The sequence below is a fragment of the Pseudomonas sp. R76 genome (genome assembly GCF_009834565.1).
GTDB lineage: Bacteria > Pseudomonadota > Gammaproteobacteria > Pseudomonadales > Pseudomonadaceae > Aquipseudomonas.
Genome location: NZ_CP019428.1, coordinates 922,439 through 944,038 on the forward strand (window position 1 = coordinate 922,439; position 21,600 = coordinate 944,038).

The window sequence follows — 21,600 nt, forward strand, 5'->3', positions numbered from 1 at the left end:
ATGTGCTTATCTTGAAGTAGGAACTTACGCAGATGGTGTAGGAGAAATTAGAGATGTTAGGGCGCTAATTTGCTCAGTCGTTTAGCCGGGCAGGTGCCTGAAGGTAATAGGAGAAGTCTTAAAGCGGTTGGTAGTTTGACGTAATAAGACTACTTCGTACGTGAAACCGTTGCCCACAAAAAAGCCGATGCAGGGCATCGGCTTTTTATTTGCGGTGGGCGCCGCAGGTATTATTTACACGTTGAAACGGAAGTGCATCACGTCGCCATCTTTGACGATATATTCCTTGCCTTCCAGGCGCCATTTACCGGCTTCCTTGGTGCCGGCTTCACCCTTGTACTGGATGAAGTCGTTGTAGGCGATGACTTCGGCGCGGATAAAGCCTTTTTCGAAGTCGGTGTGGATCACACCGGCGGCCTGTGGCGCTGTGGCGCCGACTTTGACGGTCCAGGCACGCACTTCTTCGACACCGGCGGTGAAGTAAGTCTGCAGGTGCAGCATTTCGTAGCCGGCACGGATCACACGGTTCAAGCCAGGCTCTTCCAGGCCCAGGGCCTCGAGAAACATGTCTTTCTCTTCGCCGTCATCCAGCTCGGCAATTTCTGCTTCGATCTTGTTGCACACCGGCACCACGATCGCGCCTTCTTCCTCGGCGATGGCCTTGACCACGTCGAGCAGCGGGTTGTTCTCGAAACCGTCTTCAGCGACGTTGGCGATGTACATGACCGGCTTGGTGGTCAGCAGGTGGAAGCCTTTGATGACGATTTTTTCGTCGGCGCTCATGCTCTTCATCAGGCTGCGCGCGGGCTTGCCCAAGGTGAAGTGAGCGATCAACTGCTCCAGCAGGCCTTTCTGGACCACTGCGTCCTTGTCGCCGCCTTTGGCGTTACGCGCGACTTTCTGCAGTTGTTTTTCGCAGCTGTCGAGGTCGGCGAAGATCAGCTCCAGGTCGATGATCTCGATGTCGCGTTTCGGGTCGACGCTGTTGGAAACGTGAATCACGTTCTCGTCTTCAAAGCAGCGGACCACGTGAGCGATGGCATCGGTCTCACGGATGTTGGCCAGAAACTTGTTGCCCAGGCCTTCACCTTTCGACGCGCCGGCCACCAGGCCTGCGATGTCGACGAATTCCATGGTGGTCGGCAGGATGCGCTTGGGGTTAACGATCGCCGCCAATTCCTGCAGGCGCGGGTCAGGCATGGCCACGATGCCGCTGTTGGGTTCGATGGTGCAGAAGGGGAAGTTCTCCGCCGCAATACCGGATTTGGTCAAGGCGTTGAACAGGGTGGATTTGCCGACGTTGGGCAGGCCGACGATGCCGCAATTGAATCCCATGGTGTTTCCCCTCGGTAAGAGTCAGGCCTTCTGGCTGTGCAGGTTTTTCATCGCGCGGTTCCATTCACCGGCGAAGATATCCGGCAGCACGCCGAGGGCAAAGTCGATGCTGGCATCGAGTTTTTCCTGTTCGGCGCGTGGCGCACGACCCAGGACGAAATTTGAAACCATACTGGCAACGCCTGGGTGGCCAATGCCGAGCCGCAGACGGTAAAAATTATTCTGATTGCCCAACTGCGCGATGATGTCGCGCAAGCCATTGTGCCCGCCATGCCCGCCGCCCAACTTGAGTTTGGCAACGCCGGGTGGCAGGTCCAGTTCGTCATGGGCCACCAGGATTTCTTCGGGTTTGATCCGAAAGAAGCCCGCGAGCGCCGCGACAGCCTGGCCGCTGCGGTTCATGTAGGTGGTGGGAATCAGCAGACGAACATCCTGACCCTGATGCGAGAAGCGCCCGGTCAGACCAAAATATTTGCGATCAGCCGTAAGGTTTACACCTTGGGCGTGCGCGATACGCTCAACAAAAAGGGCCCCCGCGTTATGCCGGGTCTGTTCGTATTCGGCGCCTGGATTTCCCAGGCCAACGATCAGTTTAATGGCAGTCACGACAGGGGCCCTTCCTTTGGAGTTTTGGATAACATCACCGACACCTGCGTGCGGCGAAAGTGGACAACAAAAGATCATTTACTCAAGAGTAAACGCCGCGTTATCGCCCGCTTTCTCGCTACGTTTCGGTCCGCGATGTTTCCTCAAGCTCCGGCAATACAGAGTGAATTACTCTGCAGCGCCTTCTTCAGCTTCTGGTGCAACGCGTGGAGCGTGAACGTTTGCAACAGCTTTGTCATCACCGTGAACCAGTGCAACAAACTCAACGCCTTTAGGGGCTTTGAGGTCGGACAGGTGGATGATGGCGCCGATTTCCAGAGCCGACAGGTCGACTTCGATGAACTCAGGCAGGTCTTTCGGCAGGCAGGTCACTTCGATTTCGTTCAGGACGTGCGAGATTTCGCCGCCTTTCTTAACCGGAGCTTCTTCGCCGACGAAGTGTACTGGAACGATGGCGGTCAGTTTCTGACCGGCAACAACGCGTACAAAGTCAGCGTGCAGCACGTGGCCTTTGGCCGGGTGACGTTGCAGCGCCTTGATGATTACGTTTTGCTTTTTGCCGCCAACGTTCAGTTCGATAACGTGGCTGTAAGCAGCATCGTTTTCGAGCAGTTTGGCGATTTCTTTAGCCAGCATGCTGATGGATTCAGGGGCTTTTTCGCCACCGTAAACTACAGCTGGAACCAGGCTTGCGAGACGACGCAGGCGGCGGCTCGCACCTTTCCCCAGGTCGGAACGCAGTTCAGCATTCAAAGTAAAATCGTTCATGTTGTATCTCCAAAATAACCACATTCGCCCCAGCGTTTGCGACCAGCGCTAAAGGCGATATGGGCAAAAAAGCCCCGCCCCAACAGTAGGTTGGGGCGGGGCGCTTTTCGTCAGTGGGGTGCTTCGTAAGGTTTGACCCTTAACGGAACATCGCGCTGATCGATTCTTCGTTGCTGATGCGGCGAACCGCTTCGGCAACTACCGGTGCGATATCCAGTTGACGGATACGCGAACAGGCTTGAGCTGCAGCGGACAACGGGATGGTGTTAGTCACCACCAGTTCGTCCAGCATGGAATTCTCGATGTTCTCGATCGCTCGGCCCGACAGCACAGGGTGTGTGCAGTAGGCGAAGACTTTTGCTGCACCGTGCTCTTTCAAGGCTTTCGCCGCGTGGCACAGGGTGCCGGCGGTATCGACCATGTCATCAACCAGAATACAGGTACGCCCTTCGACATCACCGATGATATGCATCACTTCAGAGTGATTGGCTTTTTCACGGCGTTTGTCGATGATCCCGAGGTCCACGCCCAGGGATTTGGCAACAGCCCGTGCACGCACGACGCCACCAATGTCCGGGGACACGATCATCAGGTTTTCAAAGCGCTGGTCTTCGATGTCATCCACCAATACGGGGGAGCCGTAGATGTTATCCACTGGAATATCGAAGAACCCCTGGATTTGGTCTGCGTGCAGGTCAACCGTGAGAACACGGTCGATGCCTACCACGGTCAGCATGTCAGCCACGACTTTCGCGCTGATAGCCACACGTGCGGAGCGCGGACGGCGATCCTGACGGGCATAACCAAAGTAAGGGATTACAGCTGTGATTCGAGTCGCTGAGGAGCGGCGGAAGGCATCAGCCATCACGACGAGTTCCATCAGGTTATCGTTGGTCGGAGCGCAAGTCGGCTGAATAATGAAGACATCTTTACCGCGAACGTTTTCATTGATCTCGGCTGTAATTTCGCCGTCGGAGAATTTACCGACAGAGATGTCACCGAGAGGGATATGCAGCTGACGTACGACACGTCGAGCCAGATCGGGGTTAGCGTTCCCCGTAAAGACCATCATCTTGGACACGCGCAGTACCTAGAGGCTGAGGGTAACCTGGATGAGTATTAGAAAATGGCAGGGGCGGCTGGATTCGAACCAACGCATGGCAGGATCAAAACCTGCTGCCTTACCGCTTGGCGACGCCCCTGTATCTGTTGCAACGAGTACCCAGTACTCGGTTCCTTTTAGAGCAGACTTTGCAGCTTGCGATGCAACATCGAAACGTTGCTTCCCTTTGCTACAAACCCTGTAAGGGTCTCTGTAAGAAGGGCCGAGACTTTATCAGCTTCAGCTTTGCTTGGGAAGCCCCCAAACACACAACTTCCAGTTCCGGTTAATTTTGCTTCGGTAAATTTACCTAACAAATTCAAAGCGTTACGTACCTCTGGATAACGCCTTGCTACAACCGGTAAGCAGTCATTTCGACTGTTTCCCTTGGGAACGGGGCGCACTTTAATGGGAGGAGAGTTACGTGTCAACAGTGGATCTGAAAAAATTTCTGCTGTACTTACAGATACTTGCGGAACAAGCACGACATACCACGGCTCTTCGGGGTATTCCGGGGTGAGTTTCTCCCCCACGCCCTCGGCAAAAGCTGCGTGCCCACGCACGAAAACCGGGACGTCGGCGCCCAGCGTCAGGCCCAGCGTGGCCAGGCGATCATGGTCCCAACCCAGTTGCCACAAGTGATTCAGGCCAAGCAGCGTCGTCGCAGCATTTGAGCTGCCGCCACCAATGCCACCGCCCATGGGCAAGATTTTATCGATCCAGATGTCGATGCCGAGCGAGCAACCGGATTGCGCTTGAAGTTTTTTCGCGGCCTTCACGATCAGATTGCTGTCGTGGGGCACGCCTTCGAATTCGGTATGCAGCTGGATCACGCCATCGTCGCGTACGGCGAAGGTCAGTTCATCGCCGTAGTCGAGAAACTGAAACAGCGTCTGCAGCTCGTGGTAGCCGTCTTCACGGCGCCCCAGAATGTGCAGCATCAAATTGAGTTTGGCCGGGGAGGGCAACGTCAGCTTTGCAGTCACGTTTATTGCCCCAGCTTGCGCGGTTGCCAGTCCTTGATCACCAGCGTGACGTCAAGGTCGGTGCCATGCAGCTTGATGCGCTCGGGCAACCAATAACCACTTTGCTGCACGTAGCTGAGGTACTCGACCTGCCAGCCATCCTGCTCCAGCGTGGCGAGGCGGCTATCGCCATTGAGGCTCAGGCGACTTTTGCTGTCTGGCGCGGGCAAACCGCGTACCCACCACACCAGGTGTGATACGGGCAGCTTCCAGCCCATTTGCTGTTCCAGCAATTCTTCCGGCGAGGCCGCTTCGTAGCGGCCCTGGTTGGCCACTTCGAGGCTGACTTGCCCCGGGCGACCGGTCAGGCGTGCAGCGCCTCGGCCAAGCGGGCCGGAGAGGCGAATGTCGTAATAGTCCTGGCGTTGCAGCCAAAACAAGGTGCCGCTGCCGGAATCTTTTGGCGCGCGAACCCCGACCTTGCCTTCGATCTGCCAGCCATCGATGCTGCTGAGCTGGTCCTTGTGCTGTTTCCATTGCGCCGGGTTGCCCTGGCCTTCAACGGATTCGCGGGCGCCGAAACCCGCGCAACCGGCGAGCAAGGCGATGAGGCTGAAAACAATAACGTGGCGCAAGAACATAAGCTTAAAGGGTCTCGGATCCGGTCAGGCGCTTGATGGTGCCGCGCAGGATTGGGCTTTCGGGTTGTTCCTTGAGGAATTTTTCCCAGATTTGTCGCGCTTCGCGCTGTTTGCCATTGGCCCAGAGCACTTCGCCCAGGTGAGCGGCCACTTCCTGATCGGGGAAGCGCTCCAGTGCCTGGCGCAGCAAGCGCTCAGCTTCGTCGAGATTGCCCAGGCGGTAATTCACCCAGCCCAGGCTATCGAGTACGGCCGGGTCTTCCGGGTTCAGCTTGTGGGCTTGCTCGATCAACACCTTGGCTTCGGCGTAGCGCGTCGTACGGTCGGACAAGGTGTAACCCAAGGCGTTCAGCGCCATGGCGTTGTCCGGGTCGCGCTTGATGATCAGGCGCAGGTCTTTTTCCATTTGCGCCAAGTCATTGCGTTTTTCCGCCTGCATGGCGCGGGTGTACAGCAGGTTCAAGTCGTCGGGGTATTGCAGCAACGCTTGTTGCAGCAACTTCCAGGCGCGCTCGCCCTGCTTGTTGGCGGACAAGGTCTCGGCCTGGATCAGGTACAGCTGGATCGCGTAATCCGGCTCGGCATCACGCGCCGCGGCCAGGCGTTTTTCCGCCTCGTCGGTGCGGCCATTGCTCATCAGAATATCGGCCTGGCGCAACTGGGCCGGCAGATAGTCATTGCCGGGGCCGACCTGGGCGTATTCCAGCAGTGCAGCCTGCGGGTCGTTGCGCTCTTCAGCGATACGGCCCAGGTTCAGATGTGCCGAGTCCACGTGGCTTTCGCGCTGGATCAGCTCTTCCAGGTAACCCTTGGCCTCGTCCCACGCCTTGGCTTCCAGGCACACCAGTGCCAGGGAATAGCGCAATTCGTCGTCGTCCGGGTATTGCTGGACCAGGTTGGCGAACTGTACTTTGGCGTCCTCCATACGGTCCTGCTCAACCAGCGTGCGCGCATAGGTCAGGCGCAGGCGCTTGTCGTCCGGGTATTTCTTGATGCTTTTTTCCAGCAGCGGAATCGCTTCCTTGCCGCGATTGAGGTTCTGCAGCAGGCGTGCGCGCAGCAGAATCGGCGCGATCTCGCCGTCGTCCGGCGGGTTCTGCTCCAGCAACTTCAGGGCCGCGTCGGCTTCATCATCCTGTTGCAGCAGCAACGCCTTGCCGAAAATCAGCTGGCTGTTCTTTGGATGCTTTTGCAGCAGGCGGTCGAAACTCTTCATCAGGCCATTGCGCGTGTCCTGGTCGGTGTCGGCAGCCGACAGCGCGAGGAAGTCGAAATGGGTGTCGCCCTTGCCCTGCAGGACTTTCTCCATATAGACCATGGAGTCGTCATAGCGCCCCGCGCGCGCCAGTTGGATGGCCGCTGCACGCTGCGCTTCCAGGTCATCCGGCGCGTTTTTCGCCCAGATCAGCGAGGTGTCCAGCGCGGCCTGATCGGCGCCCAGGTATTCGGCGATGCGAAATGCACGCTCGGAAATGCCCGGGTCCTGGGTATTGATGGCCTGGGTCACGTAGTTATCCAGGGCAATATCGAAGCGATTGCGCTGGCCGGCGAGTTCCGCGGTCAGCAGGCTGTAGATCGTTTCTTCATTGAACGAGGAATAAACCTTGGGCTTTTCAGGGGCGGGGGTGCTGTCTTCTACCGGCGGCGTACCGTCCGGCGACACGGGGGCCAAGGCCTGGCAGCCGCTGAGGAAGACAAAAGCAAGGAGCAACGCGGAGGATCTATTCATATAGGAAGAGGACGACTAACCTGCGGTCGGATCATCATGACACAAGCCTTCGGCCAAACATAACCGAGTCTCAGTTGGTGCCTTTATAGGCATAAGCTACTAGGACAATAGACGACGGTGGTTGTTCTGGGTCTTTCGAAGTAGGACAATTGTCGGCTTCCCGACATCATCAGCGATATTGAATGGCCTTCCTCGCACTCGGTATTAACCACAAGACTGCTTCCGTAGACGTGCGCGAGCGCGTGGCGTTCACGCCAGAGCAGTTGGTTGAGGCCTTGCAGCAGCTCTGCCGGATCACCGACAGCCGCGAAGCTGCGATCCTTTCGACCTGCAATCGCAGTGAGCTTTATATAGAGCAGGAACATCTTTCAGCGGATGTGGTGCTGCGCTGGCTGGCCGATTATCACCATTTGAGCCTCGATGACCTGCGCGCCAGTGCCTATGTGCACGAAGAGGATGCGGCAGTTCGTCACATGATGCGCGTCGCCGCAGGGCTCGACTCGCTGGTGTTGGGCGAGCCGCAAATCCTCGGCCAGATGAAGTCCGCCTACGCCGTGGCCCGCGAGGCCGGCACTGTCGGCCCGTTGCTGGGCCGCTTGTTCCAGGCCACCTTCAACTCCGCCAAGCAGGTGCGTACCGACACGGCCATCGGTGAAAACCCCGTGTCCGTGGCATTTGCCGCCGTCAGCCTGGCCAAACAGATTTTCAGCGACTTGCAGCGCAGCCAGGCCCTGCTGATCGGCGCCGGTGAAACCATCACCCTGGTCGCCCGTCATCTGCACGAGCTGGGTGTGAAGCGTATTGTGGTCGCCAACCGCACGCTGGAGCGCGCCAGCATCCTGGCTGAGCAGTTCGGCGCCCACGCGGTGTTGCTGTCGGACATTCCGGCCGAACTGGTGCGCAGCGATATTGTGATCAGCTCCACCGCCAGCCAACTGCCGATCCTTGGCAAAGGCGCGGTCGAGAGCGCGCTGAAGCTGCGTAAGCACAAACCGATCTTTATGGTGGATATCGCCGTTCCCCGCGATATCGAGCCGGAAGTCGGCGAGTTGGACGACGTTTACCTCTATAGCGTCGACGATCTGCACGAAGTGGTCGCCGAAAACCTCAAGAGTCGCCAGGGCGCTGCCCAGGCCGCCGAGGAAATGGTCAGCACCGGCGCCGAAGACTTTATGGTGCGCCTGCGTGAACTGGCGGCGGTCGACGTGCTCAAGGCGTATCGTCAGCAGGGCGAACGCCTGCGCGACGAAGAGTTGGTCAAGGCCCAGCGGATGCTGGCCAACGGCAGCGGCGCCGAAGAGGTGCTGATGCAACTGGCCCGTGGCCTGACCAACAAGTTGCTCCACGCCCCCAGCGTTCAGTTGAAAAAGCTTACCGCCGAAGGCCGCCTCGATGCGCTGGCCATGGCCCAGGAACTCTTTGCCCTCGGTGAGGGCGCGTCAGATAGCTCTTCGGATAAAAAACCGCAATGAAAGCGTCACTGCTCAATAAACTGGACGTGCTCCAGGACCGTTTCGAAGAACTGACCGCCTTGCTCGGCGATGGCGAGGTCATCTCCGATCAGACCAAATTCCGCGCCTATTCCAAGGAATACGCCGAAGTTGAGCCGATTGTGGCCACCTACAAGCACCTGACCAAAGTGCAAGCCGACCTCGAAGGCGCCCAGGCGCTGCTCAAGGACAGCGACCCGGACATGCGCGAAATGGCCGTGGAAGAAGTTCGCGAAGCCAAGGAAAAACTCGCCGAGCTGGAAGGCGATCTGCAGCGCATGTTGCTGCCCAAAGACCCTAACGACGGGCGCAACGTGTTCCTCGAAATCCGCGCCGGCACCGGTGGCGACGAGGCGGCGATTTTCTCCGGCGACCTGTTCCGCATGTATTCGCGCTACGCCGAGCGTCGCGGCTGGCGTGTCGAGATTCTGTCCGAGAACGAAGGCGAACACGGCGGCTATAAAGAAGTCATCGCCCGGGTTGAAGGCGACAACGTCTACGGCAAGCTCAAATTCGAATCCGGCGCCCACCGCGTGCAGCGGGTTCCGGCGACAGAATCCCAGGGCCGTATCCACACCTCGGCGTGCACCGTGGCCGTGTTGCCTGAGCCGGACGAGCAGGAAGCCATTGAGATCAACCCGGCGGACTTGCGTGTCGACACCTATCGTTCGTCGGGCGCCGGTGGCCAGCACGTCAACAAGACCGACTCGGCGATCCGCATCACGCACTTGCCGTCGGGCATTGTGGTGGAGTGCCAGGAAGAACGTTCCCAGCACAAAAACCGTGCGCGGGCCATGTCCTGGCTGTCGGCCAAACTCAACGACCAGCAGACCAGCGCCGCCGCCAACGCGATTGCCAGCGAGCGCAAGCTGCTGGTGGGTTCGGGCGACCGCTCCGAACGCATTCGTACTTACAATTTTGCCCAGGGCCGGGTGACCGACCACCGGGTCAACCTCACACTGTATTCCCTCGACGAGATTCTCGCCGGTGGCGTGGATGCGGTGATCGAGCCCTTGCTTGCCGAGTACCAGGCCGATCAATTGGCGGCGATAGGTGAATAAATGACCATCATTGCCAGCTTGCTGCGCGCCGCGGACTTGCCCGACTCGCCCACCGCGCGCCTGGATGTGGAACTGTTGCTGGCCGCTGCCTTGGGCAAATCGCGCAGCTACCTGCACACCTGGCCGGAAAAGATCGTCAGCAGCGAAGCCGCACTGACCTTTGCCAACTACCTGCAGCGCCGCCGTGGCGGTGAGCCGGTCGCGTATATCCTCGGCCAGCAAGGCTTCTGGAAGCTGGACCTGGAGGTCGCGCCGCACACGCTGATCCCGCGTCCCGAAACCGAATTTCTGGTGGAAGCCGCGTTGGAACTGCTGCCTGCCACGCCTGCCAAGGTTCTCGACCTGGGCACCGGCAGCGGTGCCATCGCCCTGGCCCTGGCCAGCGAGCGCCCGGTTTGGCAGGTCACCGCGGTTGACCGCGTGCTGGAAGCCGTGGCCCTGGCGGAGCGCAACCGCCAGCGCCTGCACCTGAAAAACGCCACGGTGCTGAACAGCCATTGGTTCAGCGCCCTGCAGGGCGAGACGTTCGACCTGATCATCAGCAACCCACCTTACATTGCCGACAACGACCCGCATCTGGTCGCAGGCGATGTGCGCTTTGAGCCTGCCAGCGCCTTGGTGGCCGGCCATGACGGCCTGGACGATTTGCGCTTGATCAGCGCCCAAGCCCCGGCCCACTTGAATGCCAGCGGTTGGCTGTTGCTTGAACATGGCTACGATCAGGCGGCGGCCGTGCGTGACCTGTTGCTGGGCGAGGGTTTTGAAGACGTACACAGCCGCGTCGACCTCGGTGGCCACGAGCGCATCACCCTGGGACGCCGGCCGTGCTGACCGATCAGGAGCTGTTGCGCTATAGCCGACAGATTCTGTTGCAGCATGTCGACATCGAAGGCCAGTTGCGCCTGAAAAACGCGCGTGCATTGATCGTCGGCCTCGGTGGCCTGGGCGCGCCTGTCGCGCTTTACTTGGCCGCAGCGGGTGTGGGCGAGTTGCATTTGGCCGACTTCGACACCGTCGACCTGACCAACCTGCAACGCCAGATCATCCACGACACTGACAGCGTCGGGCAGACCAAGGTCGATTCGGCCATGCGCCGCCTGAGCGCCATCAACCCCGAAGTCACTCTGCTCGCCCATCGCACCGCGCTGGACGCGGACTCTCTGGCAGCGGCGGTGGCAGCGGTGGACGTGGTACTCGATTGCAGCGACAACTTCTCCACCCGTGAAGCCGTCAACGCCGCCTGCGTCGCTGCCGGCACGCCATTGATCAGTGGTGCCGCGATTCGCCTTGAAGGGCAATTGTCGGTGTTTGACCCGCGCCGCGCCGACAGCCCGTGCTACCACTGTTTATACGGGCACGGCAGCGACACCGAACTGACCTGCAGCGAAGCCGGCGTTGTCGGCCCGCTGGTGGGCGTGGTCGGCAGCCTGCAAGCGCTGGAAGCCTTGAAACTGCTGGCCGGTTTCGGTGAGCCGCTGGTGGGTCGCTTGTTGCTGATCGATGCCTTGACCACACGCTTTCGCGAATTACGCGTCAAGCGCGACCCGGGTTGCAGCGTGTGTGGAGTTGAGCGTGGTTAAGGACGCGCCCATCGGTGTGTTCGATTCCGGCGTCGGCGGCCTGTCGGTGCTGGATGAAATCCAACAGTTACTGCCCCATGAGTCACTGCTGTACGTGGCTGACGGCGGTAACATTCCCTACGGCGAGAAAACTCCGGCGTTCATTCTCGAGCGCTCCCGGTGCGTCGCCGAGTTTTTCCGCGAGCAGGGCGCCAAGGCGTTTGTGATTGCCTGTAACACGGCGACTGTCGCCGCTGTCGCCGATTTGCGTCAGGACTTCCCCGACTGGCCATTGGTGGGCATGGAGCCCGCCGTCAAACCGGCGGCTGCCGCCACTCGCAGTGGCGTGGTCGGTGTACTCGCCACCACCGGCACCCTGCAAAGCGCCAAGTTCGCGGCGTTGCTCGACCGTTTTGCCACCGACGTGCGTGTCATCACTCAGCCCTGCCCGGGGTTGGTTGAGTTGATTGAAACCGGCGACCTTGGCAGCGCCGCGTTGCGCCAGATGTTGCAAGGTTATGTCGACCCGCTGCTCAGTGCGGGTTGCGACACGATTATTCTCGGCTGCACCCACTACCCCTTCCTCAAGCCACTCCTGGCACAGATGCTTCCCCCCAGCATCATCCTGATCGACACCGGTGCCGCCGTGGCGCGTCAGCTCAAGCGATTGTTGAGCGAGCGCGACCTGTTGGCCGTCGGCAATCCTGAACCTACGCAGTTCTGGACCAGTGGTGATGTCGATCACCTAAGAAATATCCTACCGACTCTATGGGAATATCCCGGAGTTGTGCGAAGCTTCGACGCGTGAAAATTTTGTGAAATAACGCGATCAGACGCTGAACTTCTGGCTCTGCGTTGGCTTCTATAGCGAGTTAGCCTGTACCAAAACATACAACTTCGTCTCAAAGGACTGTTTCTTATGAAGCGCTTGTTCTGTTTGGCTGCGTTTGCGGCCGTCGTAGTAGGGCACTCTGTTTCGGCTCAAGCTGCCGGTCTGGAGTTCGGTGTGGGGAGCACCAGCGATTCGACCATGACCTATCGGCTCGGGTTGACGTCGGATTGGGATAAAAGCTGGTGGCAGAGCGATACCGGTCGATTGACTGGCTATTGGAGTGGCGCTTACACCTATTGGGATGGCGACAAGCGCGCGGGCGCGAGTAGCCTGTCGTTCTCGCCAGTGTTTGTGTACGAGTTTGCCGGGGAAAAGGTCAAGCCCTACATCGAAGCCGGGATCGGCGTGGCCGTGTTCTCGCGCACGCGCCTGGAAGACAACAACATCGGCCAGGCCTTCCAGTTCGAAGACCGTCTGGGCTTTGGTTTGCGCTTTGCCGGTGGGCATGAGGTAGGCATTCGCGCCACGCACTATTCCAACGCCGGCATCAGCAGCAACAACGATGGGGTAGAGAGCTACTCGTTGCACTACACCTTGCCGTTGTAGCCACCAGCACACGATTTTCCAGAACACTGCAAAACCAAATGTGGGAGCGGGCTTGCTCGCGAAAGCGGAGTGTCAGTTACCGAATAATTGACTGATACACCGCTTTCGCGAGCAAGCCCGCTCCCACATTTTTGATCTCTATCTACCCTGGTGTCAGCGGTAGGCCGTCGCAATCCCTTCTCGCTCGGTCAGACACTCCGGTGCCCCCATCTCGAACTCCCGGCAAATCAGCGGCCGGCGCTCGTAGATCGTGCACATCATCGTGTCCCGGTCCAGCGCCGCACACCAGCCGTCATCCAGGCGCAGCATCACTTCGCCGCCCCAATCATCCGTATCGATGTAGCGTTCCGGCACGCCGGTGTCGGTGATCAGCATCACTTCCAACTGGCAGCAGCAGGCCGCGCACGTTGAGCAGGTCACGGCGGGTTCGGTGATTTGAGTGTGGGGAATGTTGGTCATAGACGCGCAGTGTAAGCCAAGCGGGTCAGGTAGGTGTGAATGCTCTGACGGGCGTCAGTGCCCCAATTGCCGCGCGATCCAGTGCAGCACCGGGAACAGCAGCCCCCACAGCAGCGCCAGGCCGATCAGGGTAGGCGCCGTGCCATAGCCGAAACTCACACCGGCCAATTGGCTGCCGGCGTAATACGACAGCGGCCCGCCGACGGCGCCCAACAGGCTGGCACGCCACCAGGGCTGTGCGCTCCAGGCCAGGCAATGGCGCAGCGTGGTGGCAAGCAACGCCCACAGCAGCACCAGCCAGAACGGAATCAGCGGCCCCGGAAAACTGAAATGAAACACGCCAAAGGTGCGCAACGAGGTGTCGATAACGGTGCCCAGCAAGGTAACGGCGAGGATGACTTGCCCCTCCGCAGACCATGAACTTACCCACAACAGGTGGATGGCCAGCACGGCGGCGACCACCCACAGCCAGCGGCTGTCACCGCCCAGCACGCAGGCAAACCAGCCGCACTGAAACAGCACGGCATTCGCCAGCCGTTTAAGCACTGAAACGCCCGAGCAACGGCGGGTTGATCGCCGCCGGCTTGGCCAGCAGCAGTTGCGCAGTACCAATCGTACGTTCCATAAAGCCGCCTTCGCAGTAGCACAAGTAGAATTCCCACAAGCGCAGGAAGTACTCATCGTAGCCCAACTCGGTGAGACGGCCATGGGCGCGGCGAAAGTTCTCATGCCACAGGCGCAGGGTTTTTGCGTAGTGCAGGCCGAAGTCTTCCATGTGCAGCAGGTTCATGTCGGTGTCGCGGCTGACGATGTGCAGCATGTTCTGCACGCAGGGCAGGGCGCCACCGGGGAAAATGTAGCGCTGAATGAAGTCAACGCTGTTCTTGGCCTGCTCAAAGCGCTGCTCACGAATGGTGATGGCTTGCAGCAGCATCAGGCCGTCGCTTTTGAGCAGATGCGCGCACTGCTTGAAGTAGGTCGGCAGGAAGCGATGGCCCACCGCTTCGATCATCTCGATGGACACCAGCTTGTCGTACTGGCCGGTCAGGTCGCGATAGTCCTGCAGCAGCAGGGTTACCTGGCCCTGCAAACCCAAGGCCTCGATGCGTTTCTCGGTGTAGGCAAACTGCTCTTTGGACAAGGTCGTGGTGGTGACTTTGCAGCCGTAATGCTGCGCCGCATACAGCGCCATGCTGCCCCAGCCGGTGCCGATTTCCAGCAAGTGATCAGTGGGCTTGAGCGCGAGTTTCTGGCAGATGCGTTCCAGCTTGTTCAACTGCGCCTGTTCCAGGGTGTCCTCGGGCGTCAGGAACTGCGCCGCCGAGTACATCATGGTCGGGTCGAGGAATTCTTCGAACAGGTCATTGCCGAGGTCGTAGTGGGCGGCGATGTTTTTCTGCGAGCCCTTGCGCGTGTTGCGGTTGAGCCAGTGCAGGCCTTGGGTGAACGGGCGGGCCAGGCGCGCCAGGCCACCTTCCATGGCGTCGAGCACGTCCAGGTTGCTGACCATCACGCGCACCACGTCGGTCAGGTCCGGGGTGGTCCAGTAACCGTGAATAAAGGCTTCGCCGGCGCCGATCGAACCGTTGGCGGCCACCAGCCCCCAGACGGCCGAATCAACAATCTGGATTTCCCCCAGCAGGTGCGCTTCGCGTGCGCCGAACACCTGGCGCTCACCGTCTTCGATCACCACCAACTGGCCGTGGCGCAGTTGGCTGAGTTGGCGCAGCACGGCCTTGCGCAGCAGTGCGCTGGTCAGGCCGTTGACGTTCAGGCGGTTGGTCTTGACCGATAAGCTAGGGGATTTCATGGCGGCGATCCTTGGTATACCCGACTGCGGTGCGAGAGGCGCCATCGGCGGCCTGATGGGAAAAAATCGGTGTGCGTTTAAGCAACAGGCGCATGGCCTGCCAGTAAATCGCCAGGCAGGTCTTGGCGGTCATCCACGGGAAGCGCCACAGGTAGCGATGCAGGCTGGCGCGGCTCAGCGCTTCTTTGTGCAGGCTCAAGGTGGCGTCGAAGACTTTCAGCTCGCCCTGCCAGTCGGCCATGTGCACGCCGAGCTTGGCGGCGGGCGGGCTGAAGCTCATGCGGTATTCCAGGTCACGCGGTAAAAATGGCGACACATGGAAAGCCTTGGCCACGGCAAAGTGCTGATGCTCATCCGCGCCGAGGGCCTGGGCCGGCAGCACGTAGTGATAGCGCTCGCGCCACGGGGTGTTGGTCACTTCACACAGGATCGCGGCCAGTTGCCCATCGGCCTCGAAGCAGTAGAAGAAACTCACCGGGTTAAAAGCCAGGCCCCAACTGCGGGCCTGGGTCAGTAGGCAGATAACGCCCTGAGGCTCACGCCCCAGCGCCTTGCCGACTTGCTGGCGCACGGCATCGCTCAAGCTCATGCCGTGGCGCGTGAATTCACGCAGGTAATCCTGCTGGCGAAAACCGAAGGGTGCCAGGCGGCCCGCGCCAGCCAAAGGCGACAGCCCAAGCACTTGGTCTTCTTCGCTTAAATCCAGGTACAGCAAGCCGATGCGGTAGCGGAAGGCGTGGGCCTTGGGCGCAAACCGGCGATGGGCGATCCAGCCGCTGTACAGGGCGCTGTTCATAGGGTTTCGCCAAAGGCCTGGGCCACGCGCAATGCGCTGACCACGCCGTCTTCATGGAAGCCGTTGGCCCAGTAGGCGCCGCAATAAAAGGTGTTGCGCGCGCCCGCCAATTCTTCCCAGCGCGCTTGCGCGGCAACGGCCGCAAGGCTGTATTGCGGATGCGCATAGGTGTAGCGCGCGAGGATCTTCAGCGGGTTGATCATCGGCGTCTGGTTGAGGCTGACGCAAAAGGTGGTGGCGCTGTCGATGCCTTGCAGGATGTTCATGTCGTAGGTCACGGCAGCCTGGGTCTGCGCATCGCCGGTGAGCCGGTAGTTCCAGCTGGCCCAGGCGAGTTTGCGGTCGGGCAGCAGGCGCGTGTCGGTGTGCAGCACCACGTCGTTGTCGGCGTAGGGCAGGGCACCGAGAATCTCCTGTTCGGCCTGGCTTGGGTCGGCCAGCAGTGCCAGTGCCTGGTCGCTGTGGCAGGCGAATACCACCCGATCAAAAGCCTCGCTGCCGGCGACGCTGTGGATAACTACACCATCGTCTGTGCGCTCGACTTTATGCACAGGGCAATTGAGGCGCACCTGCTCGCGAAAGCTGCGTGTCAGCGGTTCGATGTAACTGCTGGAGCCGCCTTCGATCACGCACCATTGCGGCCGGTTGTTCACCGAGAGCAAGCCGTGGTTCTTGAAGAAGCGTACAAAGAACTGCAGCGGAAAGCCGAGCATGTCGGTCAGGGACATCGACCAGATCGCCGCACCCATCGGCACGATGTAGTGCCGGATAAAACGCTCGCCGTAACCGCCGGCTTCGAGGTAATCACCCAGCGTCATGTCGGCGCTGATGCGCTGCTCTTGCAGGTCCAGCGGCGCCTGGCGGTTGAAGCGCAAGATGTCGCGCAACATGCCCCAGAACCCCGGCGACAAAATATTGCGGCGCTGGGCAAACAAGCTGTTGAGGTTATTGCCGTTGTATTCGAAGCCTGCGTTTTGATCGCACACCGAAAAGCTCATCTCGGTGGGTTTGAAGCTGACGCCAATCTGCCCCAGCAGGCGAATGAAGTTGGGGTAGGTCCAGTCGTTAAATACGATAAAACCGGTGTCCACCGCGTAGCGTTCACCCTCGACCGTCACGTTGACCGTGTGGGTGTGCCCACCGATGCGCTCGCCGGCTTCGAACAGGGTGATGTCGTGGCGGCGGCTGAGCAGGTAGGCGCTGGTGAGCCCGGCGATGCCGCTGCCGATAATAGCGATCTTCACAGGTCGTCCTTCTGCGGCGGCGGGCTGCGCAGCATGCGTTTGCCGATGATCAGTTGCGCACGGTTGGGCAGCTTCGACAGCGGCCATAGGGTGGCGATAAACAGCGCGGGAAAGGCGATTTCCAGCGGGCGTTTATCCAGCTTGGCGAAAATATGCCGCGCGGCCTTGTCGGCGGACCAGCTCAAGGGCATCGGGAAGTCATTGCGTTCGGTCAACGGCGTGTCGACAAAGCCTGGGCTGATCACCGTGACGTCGATGTTCTCGGGCGACAGGCTGATGCGCAGCGACTCGAAAAGGTAGCGCAGCCCGGCCTTGGACGCGCCATAGGCTTCGGCGCGTGGCATTGGCAGGTAGGTCACGGCGCTGGCCACACCGACCAGGTGTGGCGTTTGCCCTTTGCGCAACAGCGGCAGCGCCGCTTCGATGCAATAGCTGCTCGCGAGCAGGTTGGTGCGTACCACGTGCTCGACGATAGACGCGTCAAACTGCCGCGCGTCTACGTATTCACAGGTGCCGGCGTTGAGGATCACCGTGTCCAGTGAGCCCCAGGCCGCGTCGATTTGCTCACCGATTTCGCGCACGGTCTGGCTGTTGGTCAGGTCGCCGGCCACCACCAGCACTTGGCCTGGGTAGCGTTGGGCGAGGGCTTGCAACGGGCCTTTGGTGCGTGAACTGAGCGCAACATGAGCGCCGCTGTTGAGTAACTCAACGGCCAGTGAGGCGCCGATGCCACTGCTGGCGCCGGTCAGCCAATAACGACGGGGCAATGAATGGCTCATCCGACTCTCCTTTTCAGCCAACTGACAACACGGCCGAGTACCGGCAGGTGTTCATAGAGCAAAGCGCCAGCGTCGAAATAATCGCGATGCCGGTAAACCTTGTCGCGCCACAACAGGTGCGAGCAGCCTTCCACCCGGATCACTTGGCCGCTGTTCAGCCGCGGGTGGCAAAAACTCATTTTCCAGCGCAGGTAGCCTTCGCCTTCGGCCACTTGGTCGAAGCCGTGGAAGTCGAAGCGCAGTTGGCTGACATTGCTGTACAGCTCAGTGAAGTAGCGGTGCATCGCGGGCAGCCCGTGCACTTCGTGCAGTGGGTCGGCGAAGGCGATGTCTTTGCTGTACAGGCTGTCGAGCAGGTGCAGGTTGTGCTTGTCCAGCGTGGCAAAGGCCTGGGCAAACCTGCGCAGGAAGTCACTCATGCTCGGCCACCTCCTGGCGTGAAGGCAGGCTGCGGAAGGCGGCCAATGCGCGTTCGCGGGATTTTTTCAGGTCGACAATCGCGCGCGGGTAGTCTGCAACACCAAACAGGCCGCCAACCGCCTCGGGGTTGTGCACTTCCTTTTTATTCAGCGCGGCCAGCTCCGGCAGCCAGTGCTTGATGAATACGCCTTCGCTGTCGAATTTCTCCGACTGGCTCAACGGGCTGAAAATCCGGAAATACGGCGCCGAATCCGTGCCGGTGGATGAGCTCCACTGCCAGCCGCCGTTGTTGGCGGCCAGGTCGCCGTCGATCAGATGGCGCATAAAGAAACGCTCGCCTTCACGCCAGTCGATCAGCAGGTTCTTGGTCAGGAACATTGCCACCACCATGCGCAGGCGGTTGTGCATCCAACCGGTTTCCAGCAATTGGCGCATGGCGGCGTCGATGATCGGCAGGCCGGTGCGCGCCTCTTGCCACGCGGCGAGGTCCTTGGGCGCATTGCGCCAGGCCACGGCTTCGGTCTCGGGGCGAAACGCGCGGTGGCGGGAAACCCGTGGGTAGCCCACCAGAATGTGCTTGTAGAACTCGCGCCACAGCAGTTCGTTGATCCAGGTGATCGCGCCAATATCGCCGCTTTCGAACTCGCCCTGGTTGCTTTGCAAGGCGGCATGCAGGCATTGGCGCGGTGAAACCACACCGGCGGCAAGGTAAGCGGAAAGCTGGCTGGTGCCGGGCTTGGCCGGGAAATCACGCTCATCTTTGTAGTAGCTGATCTGCTGGTCGGCGAAGGCGTCGAGGCGGCGCCGGGCTTCGTCTTCACCGGCCGGCCAGAGGGCGCGCAGGGTTTCGCTGGGCGGCCCGAAACCTTCAACCTGCGTTGGAATGGGGTCGCTTTTCAGGTCCAGCCTGGCCTGGGCTTTGGGGGTTGCCACCACGCGCGGCAAGGCACTGTGCAGGCGCGTGTAGCAGACCTTGCGGAACTGGCTGAAGACTTGGAAGTAAGTGCCGGTTTTGGTCAGCACACTGCCGGGTTGGAAAAACAGTTGGTCCAGGTAGCTGTGAAAGGTCACGCCGTCGGCTTCCAGGGCCTTGGCCACAGCAGCATCGCGGCGGCTCTCGTGGATGCCGTATTCCTCGTTGACGTGCACAGATTCAACCGACAGCTCCCGGCACAGCGCGCTCAGCACGCCCGGCGCCTGGTCCCAGGTGGCGGCGCTGCGGATCAGCAGGGGAATGTTCAGCTCGCCGAGCTTGTGGCTCAAGTGCTGCAGGTTACGCAGCCAGAAGTCGACTTTGCACGGCGCGTCATCGTGGGCCAGCCATTGCTCGGGGCTGATCAGGTACACGGCCGCCATCGGGCCTCGCTGGCGTGCGGCGGCCAGGGCGGTGTTGTCGTGTAGGCGCAGGTCGGTGCGCAGCCAGATCAAATGCATTTAAACAATTCCACGCTGGATCAGTAGCTGGTGTGCCGACAACGGGTCTTCGGCCAAGCACAGTTCAGGGATGTCACGGGTAAATACGGCCAACTCGGTCTGATGGATGCATACCGTTGGTCCGGCAATCAAAATTGGGCAACTGATGCCGCTCAACAGTTTGCCGAGTGCCGACAAGTGGAGGGCTTTGCTCGAGTACAGCAGCACGGCGCGCGGTTGCAGGTGTTCCACCGCCAGTGCCAGTTCGCCGGCCGGCAGTGGCCAATCGAAGACTTCTACCGGGCAGTCGGCGCTGCTGGCCAGCCAGGCGCTGAGCCACAGGTGCGGCTCCAGCGGCAGGTCGGAATGGTTGACCAGCAACAATGGCGGGCCTTGGAGCTGGCGGTTGTTGTGGTAAATCCGCGCGCCAAACTTGCTGCGCAGCCATGACAGGAAAAACACCCGTTCCATCTGCGCGCCGAATTGGCCCTGCCATCTTTGCTCAAGCTCCTTGAGCAGCGGCAATAACAATTGCTCACACAAGGTCCGCGGCGGGTACAGCGCCATGGCCTGGTTGAAGGCGTCGTCGACCCGGCGTTCGGCCAGTTCGCTGATCGCGTTCAGCAGGTTCTGGCGCAGGGCGTGCCATTCGTTTTCGACGGTGTCGGGGCTGGCCTGGGCGGAATCAATCAGGCCTTTTACCTGGCTGACCGGCACGCCACGGTTGAGCCAGGTCAGGATGGTGTGGATGCGTTGGACATGGTCGGCGCTGAACAGCCGGTGACCTTTGGGCGTGCGCTGGGGCACGATCAAACCGTAGCGACGCTCCCACGCGCGCAGGGTCACGGCGTTAACGCCGGTCTGGCGCGCCACTTCGCGAATCGGCAGCCAACCGTCTTCGAGGGCTTGGGCGATGTCTTCGCCGGGTTCGTCTTGCAGGGCAGCTTTCATGGTCTAGATCGCATTACGCAGGCTGAGGTTTTCCGGGTGCGGCTGCAGGTAGGCCTGCTGCGCGATATAGCGGTCCGGGTGTTGACGAAAGTGGTGTTTGAGCAGCGTCAACGGCACCACCAGCGGCACGATGCCGTGGCGATACTGGCCAATGACGGTTTGCATTTCCTGTTTGTCATCGGCGCTGATGGCCTGCTTGAGGTAGCCGCTGATGTGTTGCAGCACGTTGGTGTGGGTGCCACGGGTGGCGCACTTTTTCAGCCCGATCATCAACTCGCTGAAATAGCCGGCGGCCAGTTCGTCGAGATCAATGCCCTTGCCCATGCTGCCGAGCAACTGGCCGAGGCTTTTGTAGTGCGCCGGGCTGTGGGCCATCAACAAGTATTTGTAGCGTGAATGGAAGGCCAGCAGTCGGTGACGGGTGAGGCCTTCGGCGAGCAATTGCTGCCAGCTGGCATACACGAAAACGCGGGTCAGGAAGTTCTCCCGCAGTACCGGGTCATTCAGCCGACCGTCTTCTTCCACCGGCAAGTTGGGGTGACGTGCGCAAAACGCCTGGGCGTAAATGCCACGCCCGCCACCGTCGACGGGCGTGCCGTTGTCGCGATAGACCTTGACCCGCTCCAGGCCGCACGACGGCGATTTCTGCATGAAGATGTAGCCGCACAAGTCGGTGTGTTCCTGAGCCATTTGCTGGCCGTAGTCATTCAGTGGCTGCGTGACGTTCAGCTCGCGGTGCACGGTGCCGATGGCTTGCGGGTTCGCAGGGTCGCCGACCAAGCGAATCGGTTCGCGGGGAATGCCCAGGCCGATGGCGACTTCGGGGCACAGCGGCACAAAGTCGAAGTAGTCGGCGAGGGTCTGGCTGCACAGCAGGGATTGTTTGTGTCCGCCGTTGAAGCGCACGTTTTCGCCCAACAGGCAGGCGCTGATGGCAATCTTCGGTTTGACGGTGCTGGACATGGCCGAACCTCTGCAAAAATTCCTATACAAGCTAGAAAGCTTGTACAACTAAATCTCATCATAGATTTGAT

At 60.2% G+C, this 21,600-nt stretch carries 23 protein-coding genes and 1 tRNA gene; 6 read left to right on the forward strand and 18 right to left on the reverse strand.

The genetic code is table 11. The features are described from left to right. Nucleotides 1-234: 234 nt before the first annotated feature. The 8 genes from ychF to PspR76_RS04025 form a co-directional block, all read right to left on the reverse strand. Entirely contained in the window at nucleotides 235-1,335 is a 1,101-nt protein-coding gene (gene ychF / locus PspR76_RS03990) for a redox-regulated ATPase YchF (protein WP_159954064.1), read from the reverse strand. 21 nt (nucleotides 1,336-1,356) lie between these two features. Beyond that, nucleotides 1,357-1,941: an aminoacyl-tRNA hydrolase gene (pth, locus tag PspR76_RS03995; protein ID WP_159954065.1), complete on the reverse strand. Its 585-nt coding sequence runs from the start codon at nucleotides 1,939-1,941 to the stop codon at nucleotides 1,357-1,359. Nucleotides 1,942-2,109: 168 nt separating this feature from the next. After that, on the reverse strand, nucleotides 2,110-2,709 hold the full coding sequence (locus PspR76_RS04000) for a 50S ribosomal protein L25/general stress protein Ctc (protein WP_159954066.1): 600 nt from the start codon (nucleotides 2,707-2,709) through the stop codon (nucleotides 2,110-2,112). 139 nt (nucleotides 2,710-2,848) lie between these two features. Next, nucleotides 2,849-3,790: a ribose-phosphate pyrophosphokinase gene (locus PspR76_RS04005; RefSeq protein ID WP_003208392.1), complete on the reverse strand. Its 942-nt coding sequence runs from the start codon at nucleotides 3,788-3,790 to the stop codon at nucleotides 2,849-2,851. Nucleotides 3,791-3,836: 46 nt separating this feature from the next. Next, nucleotides 3,837-3,911 (reverse strand) — tRNA-Gln (locus PspR76_RS04010). A gap of 37 nt (nucleotides 3,912-3,948) precedes the next feature. Next, complete coding sequence (ispE, locus tag PspR76_RS04015; RefSeq protein WP_442966816.1) at nucleotides 3,949-4,752, reverse strand: 4-(cytidine 5'-diphospho)-2-C-methyl-D-erythritol kinase; 804 nt, start codon at nucleotides 4,750-4,752, stop codon at nucleotides 3,949-3,951. Nucleotides 4,753-4,799: 47 nt separating this feature from the next. Beyond that, a complete protein-coding gene (gene lolB / locus PspR76_RS04020) occupies nucleotides 4,800-5,417 on the reverse strand; it encodes a lipoprotein insertase outer membrane protein LolB (RefSeq protein WP_159954068.1) in 618 nt (205 codons plus the stop codon). Between the two features lie 4 nt (nucleotides 5,418-5,421). After that, nucleotides 5,422-7,146, reverse strand: a complete 1,725-nt coding sequence (locus PspR76_RS04025; RefSeq protein ID WP_159954069.1) for a tetratricopeptide repeat protein — start codon at nucleotides 7,144-7,146, stop codon at nucleotides 5,422-5,424. Between the two features lie 182 nt (nucleotides 7,147-7,328). On the opposite strand from PspR76_RS04025, the gene hemA reads away from it, so the two are divergent. From hemA to PspR76_RS04055, 6 genes are all read left to right on the forward strand, one after another. Next, on the forward strand, nucleotides 7,329-8,618 hold the full coding sequence (gene hemA / locus PspR76_RS04030) for a glutamyl-tRNA reductase (protein ID WP_159954070.1): 1,290 nt from the start codon (nucleotides 7,329-7,331) through the stop codon (nucleotides 8,616-8,618). Continuing rightward, complete coding sequence (gene prfA, locus PspR76_RS04035) at nucleotides 8,615-9,697, forward strand: peptide chain release factor 1 (RefSeq protein WP_159954071.1); 1,083 nt, start codon at nucleotides 8,615-8,617, stop codon at nucleotides 9,695-9,697. The genes hemA and prfA overlap by 4 nt, the downstream gene beginning before the upstream one ends. Further along, nucleotides 9,698-10,528 (forward strand): peptide chain release factor N(5)-glutamine methyltransferase, encoded by an 831-nt coding sequence (prmC, locus tag PspR76_RS04040; RefSeq protein ID WP_159954072.1) that lies wholly within the window; start codon nucleotides 9,698-9,700, stop codon nucleotides 10,526-10,528. It begins immediately after the preceding gene. Then, nucleotides 10,522-11,277 (forward strand): molybdopterin-synthase adenylyltransferase MoeB, encoded by a 756-nt coding sequence (gene moeB / locus PspR76_RS04045; protein ID WP_159954073.1) that lies wholly within the window; start codon nucleotides 10,522-10,524, stop codon nucleotides 11,275-11,277. Before prmC ends, moeB begins: the two co-directional genes overlap by 7 nt. Then, nucleotides 11,270-12,064, forward strand: coding sequence for a glutamate racemase (murI, locus tag PspR76_RS04050; RefSeq protein WP_159954074.1), 795 nt, complete (start codon nucleotides 11,270-11,272; stop codon nucleotides 12,062-12,064). The genes moeB and murI overlap by 8 nt, the downstream gene beginning before the upstream one ends. 111 nt (nucleotides 12,065-12,175) lie before the next feature. Next, nucleotides 12,176-12,694 (forward strand): acyloxyacyl hydrolase, encoded by a 519-nt coding sequence (locus PspR76_RS04055; protein ID WP_159954075.1) that lies wholly within the window; start codon nucleotides 12,176-12,178, stop codon nucleotides 12,692-12,694. 153 nt (nucleotides 12,695-12,847) lie between these two features. On the opposite strand, the gene PspR76_RS04060 is transcribed toward PspR76_RS04055, so the two are convergent. From PspR76_RS04060 to PspR76_RS04105, 10 genes are read right to left on the reverse strand one after another with little or no spacing between them, the layout of a single operon-like run. Beyond that, the gene (locus tag PspR76_RS04060; protein ID WP_016977069.1) at nucleotides 12,848-13,153 is read right to left on the reverse strand and encodes a YkgJ family cysteine cluster protein; all 306 of its coding nucleotides are present in this window, start codon (nucleotides 13,151-13,153) and stop codon (nucleotides 12,848-12,850) included. A gap of 54 nt (nucleotides 13,154-13,207) precedes the next feature. Beyond that, a complete protein-coding gene (locus tag PspR76_RS04065) occupies nucleotides 13,208-13,699 on the reverse strand; it encodes a DUF2878 domain-containing protein (RefSeq protein ID WP_159954076.1) in 492 nt (163 codons plus the stop codon). Next, nucleotides 13,692-14,963, reverse strand: coding sequence for an SAM-dependent methyltransferase (locus tag PspR76_RS04070; RefSeq protein WP_159954077.1), 1,272 nt, complete (start codon nucleotides 14,961-14,963; stop codon nucleotides 13,692-13,694). Before PspR76_RS04070 ends, PspR76_RS04065 begins: the two co-directional genes overlap by 8 nt. Beyond that, nucleotides 14,950-15,759 (reverse strand): DUF1365 domain-containing protein, encoded by an 810-nt coding sequence (locus tag PspR76_RS04075; protein WP_159954078.1) that lies wholly within the window; start codon nucleotides 15,757-15,759, stop codon nucleotides 14,950-14,952. The genes PspR76_RS04070 and PspR76_RS04075 overlap by 14 nt, the downstream gene beginning before the upstream one ends. Beyond that, a complete protein-coding gene (locus tag PspR76_RS04080; RefSeq protein WP_159954079.1) occupies nucleotides 15,756-17,003 on the reverse strand; it encodes an NAD(P)/FAD-dependent oxidoreductase in 1,248 nt (415 codons plus the stop codon). The genes PspR76_RS04075 and PspR76_RS04080 overlap by 4 nt, the downstream gene beginning before the upstream one ends. Then, nucleotides 17,000-17,782 carry an SDR family NAD(P)-dependent oxidoreductase gene (locus tag PspR76_RS04085; RefSeq protein WP_159954080.1) on the reverse strand — a complete coding sequence of 261 codons (783 nt, stop codon included), beginning with the start codon at nucleotides 17,780-17,782 and terminating at the stop codon, nucleotides 17,000-17,002. Before PspR76_RS04085 ends, PspR76_RS04080 begins: the two co-directional genes overlap by 4 nt. After that, nucleotides 17,779-18,201, reverse strand: coding sequence for a nuclear transport factor 2 family protein (locus tag PspR76_RS04090; RefSeq protein WP_159954081.1), 423 nt, complete (start codon nucleotides 18,199-18,201; stop codon nucleotides 17,779-17,781). Before PspR76_RS04090 ends, PspR76_RS04085 begins: the two co-directional genes overlap by 4 nt. Continuing rightward, nucleotides 18,194-19,636 (reverse strand): deoxyribodipyrimidine photo-lyase, encoded by a 1,443-nt coding sequence (gene phrB / locus PspR76_RS04095; protein ID WP_159954082.1) that lies wholly within the window; start codon nucleotides 19,634-19,636, stop codon nucleotides 18,194-18,196. The genes PspR76_RS04090 and phrB overlap by 8 nt, the downstream gene beginning before the upstream one ends. Beyond that, entirely contained in the window at nucleotides 19,637-20,566 is a 930-nt protein-coding gene (locus PspR76_RS04100) for a MerR family transcriptional regulator (RefSeq protein WP_159954083.1), read from the reverse strand. It lies immediately after the preceding gene. 3 nt (nucleotides 20,567-20,569) lie between these two features. Continuing rightward, nucleotides 20,570-21,529 carry a YbgA family protein gene (locus PspR76_RS04105; RefSeq protein WP_159954084.1) on the reverse strand — a complete coding sequence of 320 codons (960 nt, stop codon included), beginning with the start codon at nucleotides 21,527-21,529 and terminating at the stop codon, nucleotides 20,570-20,572. Nucleotides 21,530-21,600 lie beyond the last annotated feature (71 nt).